23 protein-coding genes are annotated in these 26,922 nt (G+C 62.4%); 7 read left to right on the forward strand and 16 right to left on the reverse strand.

The genetic code is table 11. The features are described from left to right. Window positions 1-4: 4 nt before the first annotated feature. From BZL41_RS18280 to BZL41_RS18295, 4 genes are read right to left on the reverse strand one after another with little or no spacing between them, the layout of a single operon-like run. Entirely contained in the window at window positions 5-307 is a 303-nt protein-coding gene (locus tag BZL41_RS18280; RefSeq protein WP_095600629.1) for an AzlD family protein, read from the reverse strand. Next, on the reverse strand, window positions 304-1,017 hold the full coding sequence (locus tag BZL41_RS18285) for an AzlC family ABC transporter permease (protein WP_095600630.1): 714 nt from the start codon (window positions 1,015-1,017) through the stop codon (window positions 304-306). Before BZL41_RS18285 ends, BZL41_RS18280 begins: the two co-directional genes overlap by 4 nt. Next, window positions 1,014-2,111, reverse strand: coding sequence for a histidinol-phosphate transaminase (locus BZL41_RS18290; protein WP_095600631.1), 1,098 nt, complete (start codon window positions 2,109-2,111; stop codon window positions 1,014-1,016). Before BZL41_RS18290 ends, BZL41_RS18285 begins: the two co-directional genes overlap by 4 nt. Window positions 2,112-2,130: 19 nt before the next feature. Continuing rightward, window positions 2,131-3,330, reverse strand: coding sequence for a KamA family radical SAM protein (locus BZL41_RS18295; RefSeq protein WP_095600632.1), 1,200 nt, complete (start codon window positions 3,328-3,330; stop codon window positions 2,131-2,133). 142 nt (window positions 3,331-3,472) lie between these two features. Here BZL41_RS18295 and BZL41_RS18300 point away from each other — a divergent pair, with 142 nt between their 5' ends. From BZL41_RS18300 to BZL41_RS18320, 5 genes are all read left to right on the forward strand, one after another. Next, window positions 3,473-4,864, forward strand: a complete 1,392-nt coding sequence (locus BZL41_RS18300) for a PLP-dependent aminotransferase family protein (protein ID WP_371916549.1) — start codon at window positions 3,473-3,475, stop codon at window positions 4,862-4,864. Between the two features lie 84 nt (window positions 4,865-4,948). Next, complete coding sequence (locus BZL41_RS18305; protein WP_174706185.1) at window positions 4,949-5,197, forward strand: CrfX protein; 249 nt, start codon at window positions 4,949-4,951, stop codon at window positions 5,195-5,197. Between the two features lie 2 nt (window positions 5,198-5,199). Further along, a complete protein-coding gene (locus tag BZL41_RS18310) occupies window positions 5,200-6,024 on the forward strand; it encodes a mechanosensitive ion channel domain-containing protein (RefSeq protein ID WP_084333710.1) in 825 nt (274 codons plus the stop codon). Window positions 6,025-6,113: 89 nt separating this feature from the next. Next, a complete protein-coding gene (sigX, locus tag BZL41_RS18315) occupies window positions 6,114-6,704 on the forward strand; it encodes an RNA polymerase sigma factor SigX (RefSeq protein ID WP_095600690.1) in 591 nt (196 codons plus the stop codon). A gap of 104 nt (window positions 6,705-6,808) precedes the next feature. Beyond that, entirely contained in the window at window positions 6,809-7,867 is a 1,059-nt protein-coding gene (locus BZL41_RS18320; protein WP_084333709.1) for an OmpA family protein, read from the forward strand. Window positions 7,868-8,073: 206 nt separating this feature from the next. Here BZL41_RS18320 and cobA read toward each other — a convergent pair whose 3' ends face one another. The 4 genes from cobA to nirB all read right to left on the reverse strand — a co-directional run bounded on the left by cobA (window position 8,074) and on the right by nirB (window position 14,592). Further along, window positions 8,074-8,814, reverse strand: a complete 741-nt coding sequence (gene cobA, locus BZL41_RS18325) for a uroporphyrinogen-III C-methyltransferase (RefSeq protein ID WP_095600635.1) — start codon at window positions 8,812-8,814, stop codon at window positions 8,074-8,076. A 210-nt stretch (window positions 8,815-9,024) separates the two neighbouring features. Further along, window positions 9,025-11,748 carry a nitrate reductase gene (locus tag BZL41_RS18330; RefSeq protein ID WP_095600636.1) on the reverse strand — a complete coding sequence of 908 codons (2,724 nt, stop codon included), beginning with the start codon at window positions 11,746-11,748 and terminating at the stop codon, window positions 9,025-9,027. Between the two features lie 67 nt (window positions 11,749-11,815). Continuing rightward, window positions 11,816-12,142, reverse strand: a complete 327-nt coding sequence (gene nirD / locus BZL41_RS18335) for a nitrite reductase small subunit NirD (RefSeq protein ID WP_095600637.1) — start codon at window positions 12,140-12,142, stop codon at window positions 11,816-11,818. Next, the gene (gene nirB, locus BZL41_RS18340; RefSeq protein WP_095600638.1) at window positions 12,139-14,592 is read right to left on the reverse strand and encodes a nitrite reductase large subunit NirB; all 2,454 of its coding nucleotides are present in this window, start codon (window positions 14,590-14,592) and stop codon (window positions 12,139-12,141) included. Before nirB ends, nirD begins: the two co-directional genes overlap by 4 nt. Window positions 14,593-15,093: 501 nt before the next feature. On the opposite strand from nirB, the gene BZL41_RS18345 reads away from it, so the two are divergent. Beyond that, window positions 15,094-16,800 carry a phosphoethanolamine transferase gene (locus BZL41_RS18345; protein ID WP_095600639.1) on the forward strand — a complete coding sequence of 569 codons (1,707 nt, stop codon included), beginning with the start codon at window positions 15,094-15,096 and terminating at the stop codon, window positions 16,798-16,800. On the opposite strand, the gene BZL41_RS18350 is transcribed toward BZL41_RS18345, so the two are convergent. From BZL41_RS18350 to BZL41_RS18380, 7 genes are all read right to left on the reverse strand, one after another. Beyond that, window positions 16,756-18,471: a bifunctional protein-serine/threonine kinase/phosphatase gene (locus BZL41_RS18350; RefSeq protein WP_095600691.1), complete on the reverse strand. Its 1,716-nt coding sequence runs from the start codon at window positions 18,469-18,471 to the stop codon at window positions 16,756-16,758. The genes BZL41_RS18345 and BZL41_RS18350 overlap by 45 nt on opposite strands. A 17-nt stretch (window positions 18,472-18,488) precedes the next feature. Beyond that, window positions 18,489-19,700 carry an MFS transporter gene (locus BZL41_RS18355; protein WP_095600640.1) on the reverse strand — a complete coding sequence of 404 codons (1,212 nt, stop codon included), beginning with the start codon at window positions 19,698-19,700 and terminating at the stop codon, window positions 18,489-18,491. Window positions 19,701-20,183: 483 nt separating this feature from the next. Beyond that, window positions 20,184-20,873, reverse strand: a complete 690-nt coding sequence (locus BZL41_RS18360) for a polysaccharide lyase family 7 protein (RefSeq protein ID WP_095600641.1) — start codon at window positions 20,871-20,873, stop codon at window positions 20,184-20,186. Between the two features lie 225 nt (window positions 20,874-21,098). Then, on the reverse strand, window positions 21,099-21,896 hold the full coding sequence (locus tag BZL41_RS18365) for an ABC transporter ATP-binding protein (RefSeq protein ID WP_095600642.1): 798 nt from the start codon (window positions 21,894-21,896) through the stop codon (window positions 21,099-21,101). A 26-nt stretch (window positions 21,897-21,922) separates the two neighbouring features. After that, the gene (locus BZL41_RS18370) at window positions 21,923-22,915 is read right to left on the reverse strand and encodes an ABC transporter permease (RefSeq protein WP_095600643.1); all 993 of its coding nucleotides are present in this window, start codon (window positions 22,913-22,915) and stop codon (window positions 21,923-21,925) included. Between the two features lie 71 nt (window positions 22,916-22,986). Continuing rightward, on the reverse strand, window positions 22,987-24,357 hold the full coding sequence (locus BZL41_RS18375; RefSeq protein ID WP_095600644.1) for a CmpA/NrtA family ABC transporter substrate-binding protein: 1,371 nt from the start codon (window positions 24,355-24,357) through the stop codon (window positions 22,987-22,989). A 311-nt stretch (window positions 24,358-24,668) separates the two neighbouring features. Continuing rightward, window positions 24,669-24,986 carry a transcriptional regulator gene (locus tag BZL41_RS18380; protein WP_084333698.1) on the reverse strand — a complete coding sequence of 106 codons (318 nt, stop codon included), beginning with the start codon at window positions 24,984-24,986 and terminating at the stop codon, window positions 24,669-24,671. Window positions 24,987-25,177: 191 nt separating this feature from the next. On the opposite strand from BZL41_RS18380, the gene BZL41_RS18385 reads away from it, so the two are divergent. Next, a complete protein-coding gene (locus BZL41_RS18385; protein WP_095600645.1) occupies window positions 25,178-25,570 on the forward strand; it encodes a hypothetical protein in 393 nt (130 codons plus the stop codon). Window positions 25,571-25,654: 84 nt separating this feature from the next. On the opposite strand, the gene alaC is transcribed toward BZL41_RS18385, so the two are convergent. Next, a complete protein-coding gene (gene alaC / locus BZL41_RS18390; RefSeq protein ID WP_095600646.1) occupies window positions 25,655-26,896 on the reverse strand; it encodes an alanine transaminase in 1,242 nt (413 codons plus the stop codon). Window positions 26,897-26,922: the final 26 nt, after the last annotated feature.

Here is a 26,922-nt window from a genome sequence, read left to right on the forward strand (position 1 = left end):
GATGTTATCCGATCATCCAGCGAATGGCGGCGCAGCCGAGCGTGCCGGCGGCTACGCCGAACAAGGTGTTCTTGGTGTACCAGACGACACCGACTGTCAGCAGGGCCGCGCCCCAGATGGACGCGTCCCCGTTCATCAGTTTGGGGCTGATGAGGGCGGCCAGGATCGCCGGGGGCAGGTTTTTCATGAAGCGCTCGGCGAAGCCGCCGACTTCGATGCGATCATTGGCCAGGGCGAGTCCGCCGATGCGCGTCAGATAAGTGGCCAAGGCCATGCCGAGAATGGCAGCGAGTTCCAGTGGACTCATCGTCCGGCCTCCACGACAGGTTGCCGAGCCGCCGGAAGAGCGGCGACCACGGCGCTGGCGACCACGGCGGCGATCACCACGCCGGCCGCTCCGAGGCCAGGAAGCTGCGAGATGAGGAACGACAGCAGTCCCGCCGTCAGCCAGGTGAGAAAGTCCAGCTGTCGCTGCCAGAGCAGGACCATCAGCGACAGGAACATGGCCACGAAGGTGAAGTCGAGGCCATAAATCCGCGGTTCGGGAATGTTCGATCCGACCTGTGTCCCGATGAAGGTGCCACCCACCCAACCCACATAGATCACCAGTCCGGCGGTGACGAAGTAGCGCAGCGACGGAGCGGCCTTGCGGAAGCGGTGCTCGGCCAGCGCCCAGGTTTCGTCGATCAGCAGCAGGGCGAAGGAGGCGGCCACGCGGCCTTTCGGGAGTTTCTGGAAGGAGCGTTGCAGGGAGGCGCTCATTAGCAGATGGCGCAGGTTGATCAACAAGGTGGTCAGGACGATGGACAGCCAGGGCAGATTGGGATGTCGCCATTGCTCCACTGCGACGAACTGCGAGGCGCCGGCGAATACAAGGGCGCTCATCAGTGTGGCGGCGAGAGGCGTGATTCCCGACTTACTGGCCAGCACACCGAACACCAGGCCGAAAAAGAAACCGCTCACCATGATGGGGGCGGCGTCGACGACCGCGTCCCGTAGGCGCAATTGCTCTTTCATGGCGATGTCTCCTGCAGGATGGACAGGAAGGGTTCGTCCAGCGCTGCGGCGCACAGGGTGATCCGCACCAGCCGCTCGAGAGCGGGATGGCGTGGCCGGTGGACCGAGATGCGCTGTTCCAGCAGGTATTCGACCAGGCTCTGGGCGAGCTGCGCGGAAGGCAGCAGGAGGCTGACGAAGTTGGTGCCCGAGGGCAGTACCCGGAAGCCCAGGTTAGACAGATGGGCCGTCAGCGCGTCCCGGATGAAACTGGCCTCGGTGAGGGTGGCAAGGGTTCGTGGGTCGTCCAAGGCCACTTGGGCGGCGTATTGTGCCAAGCCGCCGACGGCATAGTGGATACGAACTTTGTGCAGTTGTTCGAGGATATCCGGGGCGGCGAGAGCGTAGCCCACCCGGAGTCCGGCGAGGGCATAGGCTTTCGACAGCGAGCGGAGCCTCACGCAGCCCGGCAACGTGCCGCCGAAGGCCGGTTGCAGGGCTTCGCAGAAATCGATGTAGGCTTCGTCCAGCACCAGGGTGCAGGTCTCGGGCAGCCGGGCAACGAACTCGGCGATGTCGCCGATCCCCTGCCAGCTCCCGGTGGGGTTGTCCGGGTTGGCGATGTAGACGACTTTCGCTTCGGTACGCACAACGGCGTCCAGCAAGGCCTGGAGGTCAACCTGCAGGGCGTGTCCATCGTCATGGTAGGCGACTTCCTCGATGACGCAGCCCACGGCGCGGGCGAAATAACCGAAGCTCGGGTAGGTCCCGGCGCTGCAGACGACCTTGTCGCCGGGATCGCAGAAGGCTCGAAGGCAGAGGTAAATCAGTGCATCGGCACCGCCATCGACGAGGAGCGCGTCGAGATCGACGTGGTTCATTACAGCCAGCGTTTCGCGCAGAGCGTGGCATTCCGGATCGCCATAGAGACGTGCCAGTTCGCAGAATTGCATGCCGAAGCGATCCTGGAGTGCCTGCATCGGCGCATCCAGGCATTCGTTCGAGCCGAGGCGGGTGGCTATGGATATTCCCGTCCTGCGCTCCAGGGCGGGGATGCCGGGGAAGGGGTTCGGGTTGTCCTGTTCGATGAGGTGTGCGGCAAAACGGCTGCGCATGTAGGTTCCTTCTTACAACTCATTCCGGGAATACGCAGGCCTGGCCTTGCCAGTTGCGGAAATACAGGTACTCGCCGTCCGGGTGATGCTCCAGACGCGGGCGGTCTTTTAGCAGGTCGAGCGGCACGGTGTATTTGCCGGTCTTGTGCGGCAGCACGTATTCGGGCACGGCGATGTTGGACAAGCGGCGCTTCATCCGTCCGACAATGGCCAGGGCGTCGCTGATACTGGCTCGGAACGCCTGGCTGCCCGGCGAGAACGGCATGAAGTGGTACAGGTAGTGAGGCTGTATGCCGTGGCGGTAGAGCGTCAGGCAGAGCGTCGCCAGCGTCTCGTAGCGGTCGTTGATCCCACCCAGGAAAGGCATGTTGGCGAACAGGATCGGGCAAGCGGAGCGTAGCTTCCGTGCGGCGGCAAGGAAATCGGGCGTGATCTCGTTGGGGTGTCCTACATGCAGGCCGACGGCGGTGACCTGGTGCCGCGCGAGGATCTGCACCAGCTCGTCGGTGACTCGGTACGGGTTGAACGACAGGGCTCGGGTGTGCAGGCGGATGATCAGGTTCGAGCGGATGGTACGCAGATCGCTGAGGAAACCGTCGAGATGTTTGTCGCTGTGCATCAGCGGCTCGCCGCCGCTGAGGATGACTTCGTCCAGTTCCGGGTGCGAGCGGATGTAATCCAGCGTCGCGGACCACTCGTCCTTGCGTAGCGAGCTCTTCTGCGTCTGTTTCTCCAGCGTTCGCAGGGCTTCGTAGCAGAACTGGCAATAGGCGTGGCAGACGTTGGCCAGACGCAGGATGACGCGATTGTCGTACTTATGCTGGCAGATCGGTGTGACCATCTCGCCGGGCAGTTCCCAGTTTTCCGATTCACCGTCATAGGAAAGTGTCTGCGGACCTCGTTCTTCATCCCAGACGGGCACGACCTGGCGCCAGATGGGATCGTTAGTCTTCGGCAGGCCCTGCTCGTCCCGTTCGATCAGATGCATCGTGTAGGGTGTGATGGCCAGCTTGCGGTCGTTCAGGTTGCAGCGGATGCGCTCCAGCAGAGTTCCATCCTTCAGGCCGGGGAAATAGTCCAGCAGGTCGTCGATACTGGTGACCGCATTGCGCTGCTGCCATTTCCAGTCCGACCATCCCTCGTTGAGGCTGGGTATCAGCTTCGAGGTGTCGCTGACCAAGGTGCTGGGGTGTATCAGTTCCGGCAAAGCTTCGCTCACGGTTCTCTCCTTGCAGTGGGAGCGGCATTAGCGGGGGCAGCTTCTGCCGAAACGGAACGGCTGCGGAGAAACAGTGGACGTCCCATCTGCATAACTGTTAGAAAAAACACTCTAACAGTGCGGTATCGCAAAAGGGATGTTCATGGAGTTGCACCTCGATCGACAGGGAACGGTGCCCTTGACGGCTCAGATCGTGAGTCGGATAGAACAGCTCATCGATGCGGGAAGGCTGCGGCCAGGGCAGCGCCTGCCCTCCATACGCAAACTCGCGGCCCATCACGGCATCAGCTATCACACGGCGGTCACCGCCTACGAACAGCTGGTGGCCAGTGGCCGTATCAGTGCCCAACAGGGGCGTGGGTTCTTCATCGACAGCCATGCGCAGCCGCGTCAGCCGGGTATGTCGAGTGTCGCATCGGAGTCGGAGAGCGGTCCGCTGGGCAGCTTCTGGCGACTCTTTCATGGCTCGCCGGAATTGATGAAGCTCGGCTGCGGCTGGCTGCCACCGGCCTGGCGCGACACCCAGGTCCTGGCCCGGGTGATACGTCGTACGGCGAACTTCTCGAAAAGTGCCCTGGTGGAATACGGCGATCCGCTCGGTTATCTGCCGCTCCGCCAGCAACTGTGCCTGCACCTGCAACGGAAGCTGTCGCTGATTCTGGAGCCGCAGCAGGTGTTGACCACCTTGGGCGCGACCCATGCGCTGGACCTGCTGATCCGTTTGCTCGTCGCGCCCGGCGATCACGTATTGGTGGATGACCCTTGCAACAGCAATCTGGTGCAACTGTTGAAGTTGCGCGGTGCACAGGTCATCGGTATTCCCAGGCGGATAGACGGGCCGGACCTGGCCGTCTTCGCCGAGACCCTGGCGAAATTGCCGGTCAAGGCCTTCTTCATCAACTCGATGCTGCACAACCCGACCGGTTCTTCGATCAGTGCCAGCAATGCCTTCCAGTTGTTGCGGCTGGCCCATCTGCATGACCTGACCATTGTCGAGGACGATGTGTACGCCGACTTCGGCAATGGTCACTCCAACCGCCTGGCCATGCTGGATGGTCTGGATCGGGTGATCTATGTCGGCAGTTTTTCCAAGACACTGTCGGCTTCGCTGCGGGTCGGCTATGTGGCAGGGCCGGCTCGACTGATCGCCAGGCTGGCCGACCTGAAACTGCTGACCATGGTGGCGGTGCCGGGCTTCTGCGAACGCTTCGTCAGCATCATCCTGGGCGACGGCACCTATCAGCGGCATCTGGTTACCGTGCAGCACAAACTTCGCACCCACCAGGCGATGGCCCTGGAAGCCTTTCGGCAATGGGGCTGGGAGGCGTTCTGCGAGCCGCAGGGCGGCATGTTCGTCTGGGTACGCCATCCACAGGTGGCGAACCCCGAGGCGTTCGTTCAGGAAGGCGTGGAGAAGGGCATTGTCCTGGTGCCGGGATCGGCCTTCAGGGCGGATGGGCAACCGTCGCCCTGGTTCAGGATCAATGTCGCGCACTTCGATGCAACAGGTGCTTCCGTGCTGTTCAAGCGTTAATATCCGCGCTTTTTTTCGCGCTGCGCCGGGCGCTGGATGTGACCCGGGCGAAGATTCCCTCGTCTAGCCGACACATTCCGCGAGGTGCGTATGCACGATCCGTTTGAAGAATCCCTGCGTGATCTGCTCAAATCGTCGCCGTCCGCCCATGACGATGACGCCTGCCTGGATCGCGTACTCAAGACCGCCAACCGCCAGGTCGGCGTCGGCGATCTGTTCAGCCTGATGAGCCACTGCCTCGAGGCATTGATGATTGCTCTGAACAACGGTTCGGCACATGTCGCGCCGGTATCCCGCCACTCTTCCAAATGCTCCGCTGACAAGGCCGATTGAACATGGAACTCGATCTCTGGACCCAAAGCCTGGTGACTGCGATGACGGCACTCTGGACCAAGGTTGCCAACTTCATTCCCAACCTGTTCGTCGCGCTGATTCTGGTGCTACTGGGCTTCGTCGTGGCCAAGCTGCTGGATACGCTGCTGTCCAAGGTGCTGGCCAAGGTTGGCCTGGATCGGTTGATGGCCGGCACGGGGCTGACCAAGCTGCTTGGTCGGGCAGGCATCCAGGTGCCGGTTTCGACGCTGATCGGCAAGATCGTCTACTGGTTCGTCCTCCTGATCTTCCTGGTTTCCGCCGCTGAATCGTTGGGGCTGCAGCGGGTTTCCGCTACCCTCGATGTGTTTGCCCTGTACCTGCCGAAGGTCTTCGGGGCTGCCCTGGTGCTGCTCGCCGGGGTGTTGCTGGCGCAACTGGCCAACGGCCTGGTGCGCAGCGCCGCCGAAGGTGTGGGACTGGACTATGCCAACGGGCTGGGTCGTATTGCCCAGGGGCTGGTGATTATCATCAGCCTCTCCGTGGCGATCGGTCAGTTGGAGGTCAAGACCGACCTGCTCAACAACGTCATCGCCATCGTGCTGATTTCCATCGGCCTGGCCGTCGCGCTGGCGATGGGGTTAGGTAGCCGGGAAATTGCCGGGCAGATCATTGCCGGCATTTATGTGCGTGAACTCTATGAAGTCGGCCAACAGGTCAAGGTGGGCGAGCTGGAAGGGCAGATCGAAGAGATCGGCACTGTCAAGACCATCCTGCTGACGGATGAGGGCGAACTGGTTTCCGTGGCCAATCGCAGCCTCCTCGAGCAACGGGTAAGCAGCCGCTGACGCGCTATTCCTGCTAATGTATGCCGCCATCTGAGCCCGGGGGATCACCGGGCATGGCGGCTATTGACCTGACTTCGGCCCGACTCGTTTTGAACAAAACCCACTCGCTCTCCACGCGTTACGACCCCCGCGAGCTCACCGATGAAGAGCTGGTGCAGCGTGCGCACGTCGAGCTGTTCCACATTACCCGGGCTTATGAGGAGCTGATGCGTCGTTATCAGCGCACCTTGTTCAACGTATGTGCCCGTTATTTGGGGAACGAGCGCGACGCCGACGATGTCTGTCAGGAAGTGATGCTTAAAGTTCTTTATGGACTGAAGAACTTCGAAGGCAAGTCCAAGTTCAAGACGTGGCTATATAGCATCACTTATAACGAGTGCATCACACAGTACCGCAAAGAGCGGAGAAAACGCCGCTTGATGGATGCCTTGAGTCTCGATCCGCTGGAAGAGGCCTCCGATGAGAAGGCTCCGAAAGTAGAGGAGAGGGGCGGGCTGGATCGCTGGCTGGTGCATGTCAACCCGATCGATCGGGAAATTCTGGTGCTTCGTTTTGTTGCAGAACTCGAATTCCAGGAAATCGCTGACATCATGCATATGGGATTGAGCGCAACAAAAATGCGATACAAGCGAGCCTTGGATCGATTGCGCGAGAAATTTTCCGGGACAACCGAAACTTAGTTGGGATTTACCTCTCTTATGCTCGGGCGAGGTCTGGTAAAATCGCTGACCAAGTTGTCCCGATTGTTCGACAACTGAATTACCACCATGATGGGGATTTACGGATGAAACTGAAAAACACCTTAGGCGTTGTCATTGGCTCTCTGGTTGCCGCATCTTCGATGGGCGCGCTGGCCCAAGGCCAAGGCGCGGTCGAGGTGGAGGCTTTCGGCAAGCGCTATTTCACTGATAGCTCTCGCGATATCGAAAACGGCAATCTGTATGGCGGCTCCATCGGTTATTTCCTGACCGACGATGTCTCCCTGGCTCTGTCGTATGGCGAATACCACGACATGACCTCCAATGACTCCTTCCCGCCGGATGGCCACAAGGACATCAAGGGTAACCTGGCTTCTCTGGACGCCGTTTACCACTTCGGTCAGCCGGGCGTTGGCCTGCGTCCGTACGTGTCCGCTGGCTTCGCGCACCAGAATATCAGCAACATTCCGCCGCGCACCGGTCGTGACCACAGCACCTTCGCTAACGTTGGCACTGGCCTGAAGTACTACTTCACCGAGAACTTCTTCGCCAAGGCGAGCCTGGACGGTATGTACAACCTGGATGCCCAGGAAGCCGAGTGGATGGCTGGCGTAGGTGTCGGCATGAACTTCGGCGGCAGCTCCTCCAAGCCTGCAGCCGAGCCGGCTCCGGAGCCGGTGGCTGAAGTCTGCGCCGACAGCGACAACGACGGCGTTTGCGACAACGTCGACAAGTGCCCGGATACCCCGGCCAACGTCACCGTCGACGCCAATGGCTGCCCGGCCGTTGCCGAAGTGGTTCGCGTCGAGCTGGACGTGAAGTTCGACTTCGACAAGTCCGTGGTCAAGGAAGAAAGCTATGGTGACATCAAGAACCTGGCTGACTTCATGAAGCAGTACCCGCAGACCACCACTACCGTTGAAGGCCACACCGACTCCGTCGGCACCGACGCCTACAACCAGGGTCTGTCCGAGCGCCGTGCCAATGCCGTGCGTGACGTGCTGGTCAACCAGTACGGCGTGGAAGGCAGCCGCGTGAACGCTGTCGGCTACGGCGAGTCCCGCCCGGTTGCCGACAACGCTACCGATTCCGGCCGCGCCGTGAACCGTCGCGTGGAAGCGGAAGTGGAAGCCGAAGCCAAGTAATTCGGCTCGCGCTTCGGAAAAACCCGGCCCAGGCCGGGTTTTTCTTTGCCTGGAAAAACCGGACGGCGCTCCAAAGCCGTTCGTGTAGAGGCAAATTTATTCGCCCAATTCATTGCGCTGGGCGAATGAATTCTCCCCTCCAGGTAGAACAATAAAAAAGCCCGGCCATAGGCCGGGCAACGAACAGCTCCGCAGGAGCGAAGCGGTCAGGCACTCTGCACCAGGGGGAGCGCTTGCTTGGTCGCGGCGACTTCGCCGATGACCAGAATGGCCGGACTCTTCAATCGGAAGGCCACAGCGCTTTCCTGCATGTCTTCCAAGGTGCTGCGGCACTCGCGCTGCTGGGGCAGGGAGGCGTTTTCGATCATCGCAACGGGCATGCGGGCCGGCATACCGGCTTCGAGCAGGCATGCCCTGATCTCGTCGAGCTTGGCCACGCCCATGTAGATCACCAGGGTGGTGCCGCTCTGGGCCAAGGCTTTCCAGTTGAGGCTGCTGTTGTCCTGGGTGTGTGCGGTGACCAATGTCACGCCACGGCTGATGCCGCGCAGCGTCAAAGGGATACCGCAGGTGGTCGCGCCGGCCAGCCCGGCCGTGATTCCATTGACGACCTCGACCTGGATTCCCCGTTCGGCCAGCCACTCGGCTTCTTCGCCGCCACGACCGAAAATGCAGGGGTCACCGCCTTTCAGGCGAACCACGCACCTGCCCTGGCGGGCGTAGCGCAGCATCAGCCGATGAATGAAGGCTTGTGGGGTGGATCGGCAGCCGCCGCGCTTGCCGACTGGAATGATCCGGGCCTCCGGGCTGGAATATTCCAGTACCGCTGGATTGACCAGGTCGTCGATGAGCACCACATCGGCCTCGCCGAGGGCCCGCACCGCCTTGAGGGTCAGGAGTTCCGGGTCGCCAGGACCCGCGCCGACCAGCCAGACTTTACCGCTCATCTTTACCTCCTCTGTGCCGGACGATGTTGCTGCCGGCGTGCATTGGCGAATGGATTCGCCTTAGAGCCTGTTTACGATCTGCTGCGCGTCGGCCCTGCTGCGTTAAAAACCGACTCGGACTGCTCATTTACAAGCTCGTAAACTCCGCGTCCTCGCCGGTTTTTGCCTTGCATGGCTCTAGCTCGCAAGATCGTAAACAGGCTCTTACGGTCATGCACTTGCCAACTGCGGCTGTTGGGCCAGCAATCGCTTGATTTCCGGGACGCAGGAGCCGCACTGGGTTCCGCAACCCAGCTCCTGTTTCAGCCCGCCGAGGTCCAGGCCACGGCTGATGCCGGTACAAACCGAGTCTTCGCTGACGTTCATGCAGTTGCACAAGACTTTGCCGGCTTTTTTCGCGGCGGCTGTGCCGGGCGGCGTGCTGATCGGAGCCAGCAGCCAGCGGCGCAAGTCGGCATCGGCCTGGCCATCCAGCCAGAGGCTCTTGAGCCAGTCGCGGGCGGCGGTTTCGCCGGCGAGCCGCAGCGAGACTATTCGGCCATCCTCGATGCGTACGCGCTTGCCGACTGCGCGACGCGGGTCGTCATAGGCCAGTACAGGACCCTGATCGAGGCCGAGCAGATGGTCGATTCGGGCGAGCAGCTCGCCGGAGGGGGCTTCGCGGCAGGCAGCCCGGATCAACAGGGCAGGGCGTTCGCGTCCGGCAAGGCCGAGGCTGGCATAGGCGAAGCCCTCGAAGAGCGGGCGCAGCGCCTGGAAACGCACTTGTACATCGCCTTCCACCAGGGCGAACAACTGCCAGGGAAGCTCGACCTTTTCCACTTCGATGCCGGCATGCTTGAGCTCCGGCTGCTTGGACAGCGGGTCGAACGTCGGCAGGGTCAGCACGTTGCTGCCCAGCCCTTTGAGGAATCGGTCACCCCAGTGCATGGGCATGAAGGCCTGGCCCGGACGCACGTTCTCGTCCTTCTGGACCGGCAGTACCAGACTGCCGCGGCGGCTGCGGACGCGAACCAGTTGCCCGTCGCGCAGGTGCCGCCGGCGCAGTTCCTCGGGATGCAGGTTGAGCACCGCTTCCTCGACATGGCCGAACAGCCGGGCGGCCGTGCCGGTACGGCTCATGCCGTGCCATTGGTCACGCAGGCGGCCGGTGTTGAGGGTCAACGGGAAGCGAGCCTCGCGCGTTTCCTTCGGCGGTCGGTAGGCGTCGGCGACGAAACGGGCGCGGCCGTTCTCGGTCGGGAACACGCCGTTACCGTAGAGGCGCGGCGTACCGCTGTGAGCGCCGGCCGGAAACGGCCATTGCTGGGGACCTTGGTCGTCCAGGATCGCGTAGCTGATACCGGAAAGGTCCAGGTCGCGCTGGGCGGTGAGCTGTTTATATTCCTCGAACAGCGCTTGCGGGCTATCGAAGGCAAAGAGGCTGGGCAGGCCGGGGCGGACATACTGTTCCAGGCGGCGGGCGAAGTCACAGGTGATCGCCCAGTCCGGCCGCGCCTCTGCGGGCGCTGGCACGGCACGGCGCACATGGGAAATGCGCCGTTCGGAGTTGGTGACCGAGCCTTCCTTCTCGCCCCAACTGGCAGCGGGCAGCAGCAGGTCGGCGTAGCGGCAGGTTTCGGTGGTGAAGAAGGCTTCCTGCACCACGACGAAGGGGCAGGTCGCCAGGGCTTCGTGAATCTTCTGCTGATCCGGCAGCGATTGCGCCGGGTTGGTGCAGGCGATCCACAGGGCTTTGATCTTGCCGGCCCGAACCGCTTCGAAGAGTTCGATGGCGGTCAGCCCCGGCGCGTCGGGCAGCGCATCGACGCCCCAGTAATCCGCCACTTCGGCGCGATGTTGGGGGTTGGCGGCGTCGCGATGTCCGGGTAGCAGGTTGGACAGGCTGCCGGTTTCGCGACCGCCCATGGCGTTCGGCTGGCCGGTGAGGGAGAACGGGCCGGCGCCGGGGCGGCCGATCTGGCCGGTGGCCAGGTGCAGGTTGATCAGGGCGCTGTTCTTCGCACTGCCGGCACTGGATTGGTTGAGCCCCATGCACCAGAGCGAGAGGAAACTCGGCGCGCTGCCGATCATCCGGGCGCAGGCTTGCAGATCGTCCAGGGAAATACCACAGAGTTCGGCAACCATCGCCGGGCTGTAATCGCGTACCAGGCTTTTCAGTTCGTCGAAGCCCTGGGTGTGGGCGTCGATGAAGCGACGGTCGATCCAGCCTTCCCACATCAGGATGTGCAGAATGCCGTGGAACAGGGCGACATCGGTTCCCGGCTGGATCGCTAGGTGCAAGTCGGCCAGATCGCAGGTGTCGGTGCGACGGGGGTCGACCACGATGATCTTCATGTCCGGCCGCCTGGCCTTGGCTTCTTCGAGGCGGCGGAACAGCACCGGGTGAGCGTAGGCCATGTTGCTGCCGGCGATCAGCATGCAGTCGCTTTGCTCGATGTCCTCGTAGCTGCAGGGCGGGGCGTCGGCACCCAGGCTGCGTTTGTAGCCGACCACGGCGGAAGACATGCACAGGCGCGAATTGCTGTCGATGTTGTTGGTCCCGACCAGGGCCCGGGCCAGTTTGTTGAAGGCGTAGTAATCCTCGGTCAGCAATTGCCCGGAGATGTAGAACGCAACACTGTCCGGGCCGTGTTCGCGGATAGTTTCGGCAAACGCGTGGGCGGCATGGCCCAGGGCACTGTCCCAGTCGGTGCGTGAGCGGGCCAGGCCTTTGCCTAGGCGCAGCTCAGGGTAAAGCCCGCGTGCCGCCAGATCACCGGTGAGGTGCAGGGTGGAGCCTTTGCTGCACAGTTTGCCGAAGTTGGCAGGGTGGGCCGGGTCTCCAGCCACGCCCAGCACACGGGTATCGTCATGTTCGATCAGTACGCCGCAGCCGACCCCGCAATAACAGCAGGTGGAGGCGGTCACTTGGGTTTCGGCATTCAGAGGCATGGCAAGGCTCCCGCAATACGACGCTGAACGCGGCGTGGCCCAGGGTGGGCGGCTGCCGCTACGACATTCAGGCACACAGGGAGGCTTCCTCGAGTGCGAGCAGGACGCGGCCGTTTTCCACTTTCACCGAGTACTTGTGGGTGCATCCGACGTCCGGCGCCAGGGCCTCGCCGGATTCCAGATCGATCTGCCAGTTGTGCAGCGGGCAGGCAACACGCTTGCCGTAAATCAGTCCCTGGGACAGCGGCCCCCCCTTGTGGGGGCAACGGTCGTCGAGGGCGAAGACTTCGTCGTTGGAGGTGCGGAAGATGGCGATGTCGCCTTTCGGGCCCACGACGATGCGCGAGCCGAGTACGTTGATCTCGTCCAGGGCGCAGATGTCCAGCCAGTTCATGCTTCCACCTCCAGTTCGCGCACGGCGATGCGGTCGAATTCTTTCTTCAATTGCGGCTTGGAGACCTGCTCTTTCCACGGGTCCTGCTCGAAGCTCAGGGAGAACAGCAAGCGCTGGTGCAGCGCCTTGCGACGTTCCTCGTCGTCCAGCACGGCTTTCTTGATGTGTTCCAGGCCGACACGCTGCATGTAGTGCACGGTGCGCTCCAGGTAGAACGCTTCTTCGCGGTAGAGCTGGAGGAAGGCCAGGCTGTATTCCATGACTTCCTCGGCGCTCTTCACCTTGACAAAGAACTCGCCGGCCTCGGTCTTGATGCCGCCATTGCCGCCGATGTAGATCTCCCAGCCGGAGTCCACGCCGATGATGCCGACGTCCTTGATGCCGGATTCGGCGCAGTTGCGCGGGCAGCCGGAGACCGCCAGCTTGACCTTGTGCGGCGACCACATGCCGAACAGGGCGTGCTCCAGATCGATACCCATCTGTGTGGAGTTCTGGGTGCCGAAGCGGCAGAACTCGCTACCGACGCAGGTCTTCACGGTGCGGATGGACTTGCCGTACGCGTGGCCGGAGGGCATGTCGAGGTCCTTCCAGACATTCGGCAGGTCTTCCTTCTTCACGCCCAGCAGATCGATGCGCTGGCCACCGGTCACCTTGACCATGGGAATCTCGTACTTGTCGGCCACATCGGCGATGCGGCGCAGTTCGGACGGGCTGGTCACACCGCCCCACATCCGCGGAACCACCGAGTAGGTGCCGTCCTTCTGGATGTTGGCGTGGGCGCGCTCGTTGATCAGACGCGATTGCGGATCGTCCTTGGCCTCGCCCGGCCAGGTCGAGATCAGGTAGTAGTTCAGTGCCGGACGGCAAGTGGCGCAGCCGTTCGGCGTGTTCCAGTCCATGAAGGCCATGGCGTCCGGGATGCTGGTGAGGTGATGCTCGCGGATCGCCTTGCGCACCTGGCCGTGGTTGAGGTCGGTACAGCCGCACACGGCTTTCTCGCTCTTCGGCTTCACATCCGCCGCACCGCCGACGGTGTTGATCAGGATCTGTTCGACCAGGCCGGCGCAGGAGCCGCAGGAACTGGCGGCCTTGGTGTGTTTCTTCACTTCGTCGACGGAGAACAGGCCGTGTTCCTGAATCGCCTTGACGATGGTGCCCTTGCATACGCCGTTGCAACCGCAGACTTCCATGTCGTCGGGCATCGACATGGCTTTGTTCTGGCCTTGGTGGCCGGTGTCGCCGAGGGCGTTCTCGCCGAACATCAGGTGGTCGCGGATCTCGCTGACATTGTGGTCTTCACGAATCTGGCGGAAGTACCAGCCACCGTCGGCGGTATCGCCATAGAGGCAGGCGCCGACCAAGATGTCGTTCTTGATCACCAGCTTCTTGTAGACCCCACCGATGGGGTCGGAGAGGGTGATGGTCTCGGTGCCTTCGCCACCCATGAAATCGCCGGCGGAGAACAGGTCGATGCCGGTGACCTTGAGCTTGGTGGAGGTTACCGAGCCCTGGTAACGGGCAAAGCCGAGCATGGCCAGGTGGTTGGCGCAGACCTTGGCCTGCTCGAACAGCGGGGCGACCAGGCCGTAGGCGATGCCTCGGTGGTTGGCGCATTCGCCGACGGCATAGACGCGCGGGTCGTAGGTCTGCAGGGTGTCGTTGACCAGGATGCCGCGGTTGCAGGGAATGCCGGCCTTTTCCGCCAGTTCGCTGTTCGGGCGGATACCGGCGGCCATTACCACCAGATCGGCCGGGATCACCTCGCCGTCGGCGAAGCGCACGGCCTTGACCCGGCCTTCGTCGTTGCCGATCAGTTCGGCGGTCTGCTTCGGCAGCAGGAATTTCAGGCCGCGGTTTTCCAGGGCCGTCTGCAACAGCTTGCCGGCGGTGGGGTCGAGCTGGCGCTCCATCAGCCAGTCGCCGATGTGCACGACGGTCACGTCCATGCCCCGCAGCTTGAGGCCATTGGCCGCTTCCAGGCCGAGCAGACCGCCGCCGATGACCACCGCATGCCGATGGGTCTCGGCGGTAGCCATCATCATCTGGGTGTCGGCGATGTCGCGATAGCCGATCACGCCCTGCAGCGTGTTACCCGGGATCGGCAGGATGAACGGATTGGAGCCGGTGGCGATGAGCAGGCGGTCGTACTCGGCCTCTGTGCCGTCTTCGGCGATGACCCGGCGCTTGACCCGGTCAATCTTCACGACCTTGCGGTTGAGCATCAGGCGGATGTTGTTCTCCGCATACCAGTTGAGATCATTGAGCACGATCTCTTCGAAGGCCTGTTCGCCCGCCAGGACTGGGGAAAGCAGGATGCGGTTGTAGTTCGGATGGGGCTCGGCACCGAATACGGTGATGTCGTACAGATCGGGGGTGAGTTTGAGCAACTCCTCCAGCGTGCGCACGCCGGCCATACCATTGCCGATCATCACGAGTTTGAGTTTTTCCATCGGGTGTCTCCGTGAACCGAGCCTGCGCGCAGGGTGTTCATGAAATTTCGAGGCAACAAAAAAGGCGTCCCGCTAGTACTAGCGAGGACGCCTTTGTCCGTTCCCGTCATAAGCCTTGGGCTGCCGGGGGAGCGCCGCCGTTCACCATTGAAGGCCGTGCTCGATGTACCTGTCTCTAAGCAGGGGGCGTGCCAGATTGGCGAAAGCCCCGGTTAATGGGGGAATGCGGCCTGCCGACAGGCGTGTGCGATGCGTCGAGTGCACCATGCTGTAGCGCGGTGCACGCTTGCTGTGCGTATCCGGGGCGCCAACAGCGTGCTCAAGGTCTGCTGCGTGTTGTAATCAGCTAAGTGGCCGATCTGTTCTTGGGGGCTGACGTCTTGCAGGGCTCTGGCCCGCTAGACTTCGAGCAGGCCCTGACATTTTTGCGAGGCTTTTTTCACACAATATTGACGACGGCTTGCAGAGACTTGCGCCACCTTTTCCGATGGCTGTCCTGTCATGCTGAATATTCGTCCCGTTCGCCCCGAGTGGCTCACCCTGATTGTCAGCGGCGTGTTTCTGCTGTTCTACAACGTGCCGCTCTGGCGGCACCTGTATCAGGTGGTCGCACCCCATGGCGTGGTTAGCGGTTTGTTCACGCTGCTGGTAATCGGCATCCTGTTCATGGCCGCTTTCAATCTGGTACTCACAGCGCTGGCGTTCCGCTGGACGTTCAAACCTCTGCTGACAGTGCTGCTGCTGTGTGCCGCTGGCGTTGCGTATTTCATGAACCAGTACGGTGTGATGATCGACACCGAGATGTTACGCAACGCGATGGAAACCAATGCTTCCGAAGTGGGCGATCTGCTCACCTTGAAGCTGGGTGTCTATCTTGTCGTGCTGGGCGTACTACCGGTCTGGTTGTTGTGGCGCATCCCGGTTCGCTATCGATCATGGCCGCGTGAACTGTTGAGCAAACTGGCCAGCGGCGGTGCAACGGCGGCGGTGATGGTGGCAATCGCCATGCTCGACTACCAGACCCTGTCGTCGCTGTTCCGCAACCATCACGAGATTCACCTGCAGCTCACCCCGAGCAACGCGGTCGGCGCACTGATCAGCTATGTACATGGGGTCACTACCTCGGCCAAGGGGCCGCTGCGGCCAATCGGCACGGATGCGGTCCGAGTGGTCCGGGCTGATGCCGACGGGCGCAAGACACTCATGGTGCTGGTGGTGGGGGAAAGCGCCCGCGCGGAGAACTTCGGCCTCAACGGGTACGAGCGCGACACCACGCCAGAGCTGCGACGGGAGGAGGGTGTGGTGAGCTTCACCGATATGCATTCCTGCGGGACCGAAACGGCGGTATCGGTGCCTTGCATGTTTTCCAACCTGACCCGTGCGCATTACAGCGATAGCGTGGCCAAGAGCCAGGAAAACCTGCTCGATGTGCTCAAACGGGCCGGCTACGACGTCGTGTGGCGGGATAATCAGGCCGGCTGCAAGGAAACCTGCAACCGGGTCGTCTTCCAGAGCATGACCAAGCTGAAGGACCCCGCGCTCTGTGGCGATGGCGAATGCCATGACGAGATACTCCTGCAGGATTTGCAGGGCTTCATCGACCACTTGGAACGCGACACCGTGCTGGTGCTGCATCAGATGGGTAGCCATGGGCCGGCCTACTACAAGCGCTACCCGGCGGCCTACGAGCATTTCACGCCGGTATGCGTCAGCAACGAGCTGAGCGATTGCTCCCGGGAAAACATCATCAACGGATACGACAACACGATCCGCTATACCGACCACGTCCTGGCCAGCCTGATCGATACCTTGCGCGCCAACCAGGGCAAGGTCGACACCGCCATGTGGTACCTGTCCGATCACGGCGAATCCCTGGGCGAATACAATGTGTACCTGCATGGCATGCCCTACGGCTTCGCGCCTGTCGAACAGAAGCATATCGCTAGTGTTGCCTGGTTCTCGCCGGGTTTTCAGCGCACCGCCGGCGTCGACACGCAGTGCGTGGCGGAGCAGCGCGATGCGACGCTGAGCCAGGACTACCTCTTCCATACCATGCTGGGCCTGTTGGGGGTGCAGACCCAGGCCTATAGCACCGATCTCGATATGTTCGCGGGCTGCCGCAACCAGCCCGGTTCGTCGATAGCCAGGCTGGCCGCCGACAGATCAGTGGCGGTACAGCCAGATCACGAGCATCAGCAGGTGCAATAGCAGCGAAGCGCAAGCCAGGCCGCGCCAGAACTTCAGCGGCTCGCGCTCCAGCAAGGGGCGTGGGCGCTGGCTCAGCGCCTGGCGTTCGGCCTGTTCCAGATTGAGCAGCCATTCTTCGGCGGTCTCGAAACGCTGTGCCGGGTCGGTGGCCAGGGCACGGTTCAGACTCTCGTCGAGCCACGCGGGAAGGTCGGGCCGATAGCGGCTGGCCGGCACCGGAGCGCCGAAGCGTGGGTGCTGGAACGGCTCGATCTCGCCGTAGGGATAGTGGCCGGTGAGCAGGTGGTAAAGCGTCACGCCGGCAGCGTAGAGATCTTGCTGTGCGTGTGGCGCGGCGCCGGTGAAGGCCTCAGGGGCGATATAGCTGGGAGTCCCTGGAAGCGCATGAGCTTCGTCGCTGGAAAGCCCGGGACAGAAGGCCAGTCCGAAGTCCAGTACGCGCAGTTCGCCGTCGTCGCCCCACAGCAGGTTTTCCGGCTTGATATCGCGATGCAGGATGTTGCGTCGATGCAGCATGCCGATGGCGCGGAGCAGGCGGGGCGCCACATCCAGCCACTCCGGCAGGGCCAGCGGGCCGGACAGGCGCAGGTGTTCGGCCAGGGTCTGCCCGGCGTACTCACGCTGCACGTAATAAAGATGCTGGCGCTGCGGTAGCGGGTGGACCTCCGGGAAATAGCGTCCGGCGACGCGCCGCAGGAACCACTCCTCGAGCAGCAGGGACTGCCCGGCCTTGGGTTCGTCCTGGCGGCTTGGCGGCAGCGTTTTCAGCAGCCAGCGGCGATCCTGGCTATCGCGGACGCGATAGATCATGGATTGGCGGGATTCGCCAAGCAGCCGTTCGACCTGCCAGCCCTCGAATGTCTGGCCTTCGCGCAGTTTCGGTGGCAGCGGCCAATGGGCCAATTGGGCGAGGGTGTCGGCCAGGGCGCCTTCGGGCAGCTCTTCGACCTTCAGCAGCAGGGCGCTGGCATTATCGCGGCTGCCCGCCAAGTGGGCGGCGTTGACCAAGGCCTGGGCGGCGGCCGTGGGGTCGCTTTCGTCCTTCAGAATGTTGCGGATGGCCGGGTCGCCGAGCACCGACCAGACGCCGTCGCTGACGATCAGGAAGCTTTCGTCCTCGTGCAGCTCGCCGTCCAGGTAGTCCACCACCAAGTGCTGATCCAGGCCAAGCGCACGTTTGAGCACGTGCTGCATGCCCGGCTGTTCCCACACGTGGTCCTCGGTCAATCGTTCGAGATGGCCCGCATGGAAGCGGTAGGCCCGGCAATCGCCGACATGGGCAAGAGTGAAGCGCCGGCCACGCAGCACCAGGGCGGTGAGTGTGGTCAGCAGCGGTTGGCCGCCGCCGTTGGCCTGGAGCCAGCGATTGTGGGCTACCAGCAGGCGATCCAGGGATTGCGCCACTGCCCAGGTTTCCGGCGTGGAGTAGTAGTCCAGTGCCAGCGCCTGCAACGTGGCGCGTGCTGCCAGCCCGCCGTCGGCGCACTGGCTGACGCCGTCGGCGAGGGCAAACAGGTAGCCTTTGCTGGCGGCCAGCGCCGGGGCGGGCGTCACCACCCGGATGGCGTCCTGGTTTTCCTCGCGCGGCCCGGTGGCGCTGGCTTCGCCGAAGGTCAGTTGCAGGGCGGCGGACGGGCCGCGTGGTGCGATTTCCCGCTGAATGGCGTTCATCGGCAGGTCGGCCGTAGTCATACTCGGGCGGCGGTCATGGCGGCCGATCCCCAGGTGGTTCTCCAGCGCTGCTTGACGCCATGCAGGCCGATCCAGGCCATGACGCCGAGGCTGGCGAACAGCCACAACCCAAGCTGATAATCACCGGTGGATTGCTTGATGGCGCCCAGGCCGGCGGTCAGGCAGAAGCCGCCGATGCCGCCAGCCATGCCGATCAGGCCGGTCATTACACCAATCTCGCGACGGAAGCGTTGAGGGACCAGTTGAAAGACCGCGCCGTTACCGGCACCCAGGCTGAGCATGGCGATGACGAACAGGCCCAGCGCCGCCGTGGAACTGGGCAGATTGAAGCCGACCATGAAGATGCACAGCGACGCCAGGGTGTACATCATCAGCAGGGTGCGGATGCCTCCGATGCGGTCGGCCAGCGCGCCGCCCAGCGGTCGCAGCAGGCTACCGGCGAATACGCAGGCGGCGGTGTAGTAGCCGGCCTTGACCGGGTCGAACGCGTACTGGTCGTGGAAGTAGCCGGGTAAGGTACTGGCCAGGCCGAGGAAACCGCCGAAGGTCACGCTGTAGAAGAACATGAACCACCAGCTGTCGCGGTCGCCCAAGGCCTTCAGGTAATCGCCCAGGGCTTTCGGCTTCGGCCGTTCCGGTGCGTTCTTCGCCACGCTGGCGAAAATGATCAAAGTCAGTACCAGCGGAATCAGCGCCAGGCCGAACACGTTGCTCCAGCCGAATGCGGCAGCCAGGCCGGGAGCGAACAGCGCGGCCAGTACGGTACCGGAGTTGCCGGCGCCGGCGATGCCCATCGCCTTGCCCTGATGTTGCGGCGGGTACCACTGCGACGCCAGAGGCAGCGCGACGGCGAAAGAGGCGCCGGCGAAGCCGAGGAACAGGCCGAGCAGCAAGGCTTGTTCGTAGCTGTGGACACCGAGCTGCCAGGCGGCGGCCAGCGCCGTGATGACGACTACCTGGCCGACGAGACCAGCGGTCTTCGGTGACGTGCGGTCGGCCAGCAGACCCATCAGGAACCGCAGGACGGCACCCGCCAGGATCGGCGTGGCCACCATCATGGCGCGCTGCTGGGTGGTCAGGCCGAGGTCGGCGGCGATCTGCACACCCAGCGGGCCGAGCACGTACCAAACCATGAAACTCAGGTCGAAATAGAGGAAGGCGGCGAACAGGGTGGGTGCGTGGCCGGCTTTCCAGAAACTCGTATTCATCGAACACCTCATCAGCAGGAAGAATCCCGGCCGGATGCGGCAGCGTGATCGTGGGCACGCTGCCGGACCCGCCGGGGAGGCGCTGCGCTTATGGCGCAACGCCCTGCGGCCGTAGCCACAGCTGGGTTGAGAGAGTTGCCAATGGAGCGGCCGGATCGCGGTCCGTCCCCAGATAAACCCCGGACGCTGGGGCGAAACGCAAAAGGCGCCGCATCACCGGATCGCAGGAGCGAAAGGTGAAGCGACGCCTTTGTCGTTCAGTGAGCAACCACCGTTGGCTGCCATTGCCTGATCGATAGCAAGAGCTGAGCCAATTGATTAAATGGTTGATTAATAAGGGGCTGTTCGTGAGATTGAGGATGCTGGTGGGCTAAAAGAGGGCGGCTGACACTTCGTGGTGCGCTGTCATGGGGCGTTCTTTGTCGGGGCGGCGTTGAACCGATTGAGGCGTGTGCGAGCCATCCCTTGGCCCGCAGGCGTGCGTCAGTGCTGGATCAGATCCAGATCGTAGAAAGTGACCTTGCCGCCTTCGTCCGAGGGGCCATAGTTGTCCTGGATGTAGGCACCCGCCTTGAAATACAGGCTCTGCACCGACCAGCGCGCGCTGACCTGACGGGTAATCAGGCCGTAGTCGCCATCGTCGCTATGGATTTTTATGCTGAGCATGCCGTCCGGGGACAGGTTGACGGTGTATTTGAAGCGCTCCTTGAGCCGCACGTTCGTGGCGATCGGGATGTTCTGCACCTCCCGGTCGCCCGGATACTTGCGGAGCAGGGCTTCCACCCGGCCGATGCCGTCCTTGTAGTGGTATTGCAGCTTGAGCAGCGGGTCGTTCTGGCTACCCGAGACGTCTTCACTGTGAATCTGCCCGATGACGATCTTGCCTTTGCTGGGCACCTTGTTGACGGCCAGGATAGCGCGAAGGTAGTTATCGGCGCCCTGATAGCCCCAGAAGCTCAGGGTGCCATCCGATTGGGTCTGGCGTAGTTCGGTCCTGGGGTAGCGGGCATCCTCCGTATGGGAACCGTCGACGGGAACCCAAAAGACGATGCCGCCATCGTCGCTGGGATAGAAGTAACGGCTGCGATAGCCGTTGTTCAGTTGTGCGGTAGAAATGATAGTGGGTTCGTCGGGGGTTGGGACGGCCAGGTTCCAAGGCGTGAGATCGATCACTGGGTACTCCTGCGCAGGTCAAGGGGGAGGAAAAAAGCCCCCGTTCGGTTGGCGAATACGTGGGAAGTTCCCTTGGGGCGACAAGCGGGACGGTGGCAGATTGCCTTTCCATTCAAGGATTTAAGTGATGTATTTGATAAAAGTGTGTGGATTGTGAGCGAAGTGGGTTGTATTCGGCCCTTCACGGCGGAGTAGCGCGCCAGCGGCGCCGGCGCGCGGTAATGGTCAGGCGGCGGGCCGCTGCTGACGCTGATAAAGGAATTCCAGCACGGCCGCCCGGTACTCGTGATAGCGCGCGTCATGCGCCAAGGCCATGCGATCGCGCGGGCGGGGCAGGTCGACAGGCAGGATTTCACCGACGGTCGCGGCGGGGCCGTTGCTCATCATCACGATGCGGTCTGACAGCAGCACGGCTTCGTCCACGTCATGGGTGATCATGATTACCGTGTTGCCCAGGTCGGCATGGATTTCCATCAGGGAATCCTGCAGGTGTGCCCGTGTCAGCGCGTCCAGTGCGCCGAAAGGTTCGTCCATCAGCAGGACCTTCGGCTGCATGGCCAAGGCACGGGCGATGCCGATGCGCTGTTTCATGCCTCCCGAGATTTCGCTGGGGTGTTTGTCCCGGGCATGGGTCATATGCACCAGGGCCAGGTTGTGTTCGATCCAGTCGCGCATCTCGCGGCGGCTTTTCTGCCCCTTGAAGACCTGGCGGACGGCCAGTTCGACGTTTTCATAACAGCTCAGCCAGGGCAGCAGGCTGTGATTCTGGAACACCACGGCGCGATCGGGGCCGGGCTGGTCGACTTCGCGGCCATCGAGGATCACGCCGCCGGTGGTGGCCCGGTGGAGGCCCGCCACGATATTCAGCACGGTGGACTTGCCGCAGCCGGAATGGCCGATCAGCGAGACGAACTCTCCCCTGGCGATACGCAAATCGACGTGCTGCAAAGCGCAGAAGAGGCCTTTGTCGGTGGGAAAGCTGATGCCGACACCGGTTAGTTCGAGATAGTTGGAATGGCTCATGGAAATTCTCCGGAAACGAATGGGCTCTAGCGCAGGTCGGCGTTTTTGTCCCAACTGGCGTGGCGCTGCAGGAGCAGCATCAGGCGGTCCAGGGCGAAACCGATCAGGCCGATGACGATCACCGCGACCATGATCCGGCCCAGCGAGTTGGAGCTGCCGTTCTGGAACTCGTCCCAGATGAATTTGCCGAGGCCTGGATTCTGCGCGAGCATTTCGGCGGCGATCAGCACCATCCAGCCGGTGGCCAGCGACAGGCGCAGGCCGGTGAAGATCATCGGCACCGCCGCCGGCAGTACGATGCGCCGCACATGGCTGAGCGGCGAGAGGTTGAGCACCCGACTGACGTTCTGCAGGTCCTTGTCCAGATTGGCTACGCCGACGGTGGTGTTGATCACCGTCGGCCACAGGCAGCAGAGGGCAACGGTCAGCGCCGAGGTGAGGAAGGATTTGGCGAGCATGGGGTCTTCGCTGACATAAAGGGCGCTGACCAGCATGGTCACCAGGGGCAGCCAGGCCAGCGGCGAGACCGGCTTGAAGATCTGGATCAGTGGATTGATCGCGCTGTAGAGCGGTTTGCTCAGGCCGCAGACGATACCAAGCGGCACCGCGATCAGGGAGGCGATGGCAAAACCGGTCATCACCGTGTAGAGGCTGGTGAGGATCTGCTGGAAGAAGGTCGGCTTGCCTGTGTAGGGGCGAATCTTCACTTCAGCCGATGGGTCGCGGGCCAGGCGTTCCGCATTGCGCTTTTCCTGGCGCTCGTAGAAGGCGTTGGCTTTTTCCCGCTCGGCCAGGTGGCTGCCCACCAGGGCGTTGAACTGGGTATAGACCTGTACCGGCCCGGGGAACTGGCCGAGGCTGGTCTGGATGTTGTTGGCCACCAGTTGCCACAACACCAAGAAGGCGAAGATGCCGGCGAGTGGCAGGATTGCGGCCGGAGCCCAGCGCTTCAGCAGGGCCTGGGTCCGGGCGGCTTTGACGGTGTTGGAAATCGGCGTGGCGATGCTCGGGTTGCTCATCGTCCTGTCCTCTGAAGTTGAGGGGCTGCCAGCCCTGGAGCCGGCACCGTGCGGGCGGTGCCGGGCCTTGGTCATTGGGTGTCTTTCAAGCCGATCTTGAACGACGCCAGGTAGGCGTTGGGTTTGCGCCCGTCATAAGTGACGCCGTCGATGAAATCGCTGCTGGGCGCGCGGAAGCCTTCCTCATCGGCAGCGGGGAAGTCGTCGGCCTTGGCCTTGCCCTCGGCGATCAACTCGGCGGCGGCAGTCTTGTAGATGTCCGGGCGATAGACCTGCTTGGCCACGTCGAGGTACCAGGCGTCCGGCTTGGCTTCTCCGATCTGACCCCAGCGGCGCATCTGGGTCAGGTACCAGATGGCATCCGAGTAATAGGGATAGGTGGCGTGGTAGCGGAAGAACACGTTGAAGTCCGGTACTTCGCGCTTGTCGCCTTTCTCGTATTCGAAGGTGCCGGTCATGGAGTTCGCGATGACCTTGGCGTCAGCGCCGACGTATTCCGGGCGGGAGAGGATTTCCACGGCCTCGGGGCGGTTAGCGTTGCCGTTTTCATCCAGCCACATGGCAGCGCGGATCAGCGCCTTGACCAGGCGCTTGTGGGTCTCCGGGTATTTCTCCGCCCAAGTCTTGGAGACGCCGAAGACTTTCTCGGGATTGTTCTTCCATATTTCGTAGTCGGTGATCACTGGGACGCCGATGCCCTTGACCACGGCTTGCTGGTTCCAGGGCTCGCCCACGCAGTAGCCGGAGATGGTGCCGGCCTCGAGCGTTGCTGGCATCTGCGGCGGCGGGGTCACGGAAAGCAGGGCGTCGGCACCGATCTGCCCGCTGATGTCGCCCTTGTCCGGAGCATAAAGGCCGGGATTGATGCCGCCAGCCGCGAGCCAGTAGCGCAGTTCGTAGTTGTGCGTGGAAACGGGAAATACCATGCCGAGGTTGAACGGCTTGCCCGCGGCCTTGTACTTGTCGATCACCGGCTTCAGGGCGTCGGCCTTGATCGGATGCACGGGTTTGCCGTTCTCCATCGGCAGGTGCTTCTTCATTTCCTCCCAGACTTCGTTGGAAACGGTGATGCCGTTGCCGTTGAGGTCCATGGAGAAGGCGGTGATCACCTCGGCCTTGGTGCCGAAGCCGATGGTGGCGCCCAGCGGCTGGCCGGCGAGCATGTGGGCGCCGTCCAGTTCGCCGTCGATCACCCGGTCGAGCAGGACCTTCCAATTGGCCTGGGCCTCCAGCGTGACGAACAGGCCTTCGTCCTCGAAGAAGCCTTTTTCATAGGCGATTGCCAGGGGGGCCATATCGGTCAGCTTGATGAAGCCGAGTTTGAGTTCTTCCTTTTCCGGCTCTGCGGCAAAGGTGGCGCTCAACGGTGCAACCAGCAGGGCGGTAATACAGCCGAGTCCGGTCATGGCTCGGTGCAGGAAATAACGGCGGTGGAAAGACATGGTGGTCCCTCTCTATTCGAAAACGAAAAGAAAAAAGGCGTCGCGGGCGAGCGACTCCCAGAGAGCCGTTCACCGTTGACGCCTTTGTCATTCGTCTCGATCACCGCCGTTGGCGATCCGAAGACGGGTGTGAGCAGGGACTTGCAAGGGCCTTGCCAGCTAGCTTGGCTGCGCATAAAGCTTTTTTGAATCAATGGCTTGGGAAACTCCATGAGGAACATAGAGCACACCGCGGCAGGGGCATCTCGGAGAAGGCGTTGTGCCATGGTCGAGCATGGAGCGGGTTTCTGTGCCGTTTTGGTTCGCGAGTATCAACGCACCGCCGAGCGGATTTGCGCTTCTTCCACATATTCCTTCAGCCAATGGAGCACCTTGACCGCTTCCCAGCGGGTCGGGTCGAACAGGGCGTAGGCCCGTCCCTCGTAGCCGACTACTTCCAGTTGACGGTGATAGCCGGCGCGCCGCAGCAGGTCCTCGATTTCGGCGAAGCAGGTATTGAAGTGCACCCGGGAGAAGGGCGTGCGCCCCTCGGTGACGATACCTTCCAGATGCAGTTCCTCGACCGTGGCCCGGACTTTGTCCAACGGCATCCGCCTCACATTGTCCTTGCGTTGCAGTACGTCCTTCATCGTCTCGTTCCCCTTTGGTGCATTGACTTGGCGCCGACGCCGGAAGGTCGGCGTTCGACAAAATCAGGTTAACTCGAAATACTGTACAAATAAACAGTATCCGGGCATATTGGTTTCTCGCACACGGGCGAACCCCTAATGAGCGTCCAGGCAATGGCGTCGCCCGGCCGTACGACAGAGGAGCAAAAGCAATGCACCAGAAATTCATGACGATCGTGTTGTTGGTCCTGCTGGCAGGCTGCGTACAGCCCCGGATAGACCAGCCGAAAGCCAATGGCGCCTATCTGGTGATCGATGGCGAGCGGGCTTGGGCGGTGCTGGTATCCGACGGGAAGCGCAGCGAGGAAAGCGGTCGTGTGCTGGAGGCGATCCGTCTGCCGGGGCGGCACTCGCTGGTAGCCGCCAGCTATGTGATCGAGACGGCGAACTGCGGCACCCTGCAATGGGTGACTGAACGGCAGGACAACGATGACGGAAGTACCCGTCTGATGTCGCTCTATTCCGGACAGCAATTGGAAGCGCCCGGATGTGTACTGGCGCAGGGCTTGGGGCGGACCTGGGCGGCGCTGGATTATTCGATCTGAAGGACCGCTCCGGGCGGAGCGGTCATATGCCTGTCGGCGAGATGAGATTGCGTGGCGCGGCCAATCAACCCGGCCGCAACCCTATCAGCGGGCTTCCGTCTTGCGCGGTTTGGCCGGCGACGGGGGGAGCAATCCATCGGCGCGGAACATGCTCTTGATGCCACGGAGCGCCTGGCGGATGCGGTCCTGATTCTCGATCAGGGCGAAGCGCACATGATCGTCGCCGTAGTCGCCGAATCCCAGGCCCGGGGAAACACAGACCTTCGCTTCGGCCAGCAGTTTCTTGGCGAACTCCAGGGAGCCGAGGTGGGTATAGGGTTCGGGAATCTTGGCCCAGACGTACATAGAGGCCTTGGGCTTTTCCACCATCCAGCCGATTTCGTGCAGCCCCTTGACCAGTAGGTTGCGCCGCTGGCGGTACTGCTCGGCAATGTCCCGCACGCATTGCTGGTCCCCTTCCAGCGCGGCAATCGCTGCTACCTGGAGCGGGGTGAAGGTGCCGTAGTCGTGGTAGCTCTTGATCCGTGCCAATGCACCGACGAGCTCCCGGTTGCCGACCATGAACCCAATACGCCAGCCGGCCATGTTGTAGCTCTTCGACAGGGTGAAGAACTCCACGGCGATATCCTTGGCTCCCGGTACCTGCATGATGGAAGGGGCTTTCCAGCCGTCGTAGACGATGTCGGCATAGGCCAGGTCATGCACGACCAGGACGTCGTATTGCTTGGCCAGCGCCACCACCCGCTCGAAGAAGTCCAGCTCGACGCATTGAGCGGTGGGGTTGGAAGGGAAGCCGAGAATCATCATCTTCGGCTTGGGAATGCTTTCGCGAATGGCGCGTTCCAGCTCGGCGAAAAAATCCACGTCGGGCACCAGGGGCACGGAGCGGACTTGCGCGCCGGCGATCACCGCGCCGTAGATGTGGATTGGATAGCTGGGGTTGGGTACCAGCACCGTGTCACCGTGATCGAGGGTGGCCAGCATCAGGTGCGCCAGGCCTTCCTTGGAGCCGATGGTGACGATGGCTTCGCTTTCCGGATCGATGTCCACCGCGTAGCGGTCCCGGTACCAGTGCGAAATGGCGCGCCGCAGGCGGGGAATGCCGCGCGAGGTGGAGTAACCGTGGGTGTCTTCGCGCTGGGCGACGGTGCAGAGTTTCTCGACGATATGTGGCGGGGTGGCGCCGTCCGGGTTGCCCATGCTGAGGTCGATGATGTCTTCGCCACGGCGGCGGGCGGCCATCTTCAGCTCGGCGGTGATGTTGAAAACGTAAGGGGGGAGTCGATCGATGCGCGCGAAGCGGCGCGCTGAACGTTGTTCAGCCATGCTGTCCTCTGATACGTAAGCGCCCG

Origin of the sequence: Pseudomonas sp. PIC25, assembly GCF_002286785.1 — a bacterium.
Lineage (GTDB): Bacteria > Pseudomonadota > Gammaproteobacteria > Pseudomonadales > Pseudomonadaceae > Pseudomonas_M.